This is a genomic window from Roseateles chitinivorans, assembly GCF_002761755.1.
GTDB classification, from domain to species: Bacteria; Pseudomonadota; Gammaproteobacteria; order Burkholderiales; family Burkholderiaceae_C; genus Roseateles; species Roseateles chitinivorans.
Genome location: NZ_PEOG01000232.1, coordinates 1 through 430 on the forward strand (window position 1 = coordinate 1; position 430 = coordinate 430).

Annotated in this window: 1 protein-coding gene; it reads left to right on the top strand. The window is 67.7% G+C overall.

What is annotated here, in order from left to right; translation table 11 throughout:
• Nucleotides 1-410: ATP-binding cassette domain-containing protein (locus CS062_RS25505; protein ID WP_143742567.1), on the top strand; the 410-nt coding region annotated here is incomplete at its 5' end.
• Nucleotides 411-430 lie beyond the last annotated feature (20 nt).

The window sequence follows — 430 nt, forward strand, 5'->3', positions numbered from 1 at the left end:
CGGAGGTGATGTCGTCGGTGCGGCTGCGCAGCCGCGGGCTCGGCCAGGAGGTCGGCACGCTCTCCGGCGGCAACCAGCAGAAGGTGGTGCTCGCGCGGTGGCTGACCGGCAAGGTCAACGTCCTGCTGCTCGACGAGCCCACACGCGGCGTCGACGTCGGCGCCCGCCGCGAGATCTACCGCATCATCACCGAATTCGCCGCGCAGGGGATGGCCGTGGTGATGGCGTCCTCGGACATGCCGGAGGTCGTCGGCCTGTCCCATCGCGCCTTCGTCATGCGCGGCGGCGCGTTTGTCGGCGAACTCGACCGAGAAGCGCTCGACCATCCCGAGGTCCAAGAGTCGGTGTTCCGGTTGGCCACCGCACTGGACGCCAGAAGTGACCAGACAAGCCAGGAGATCACATCGTGACCACCGAATTGAAACCCGAC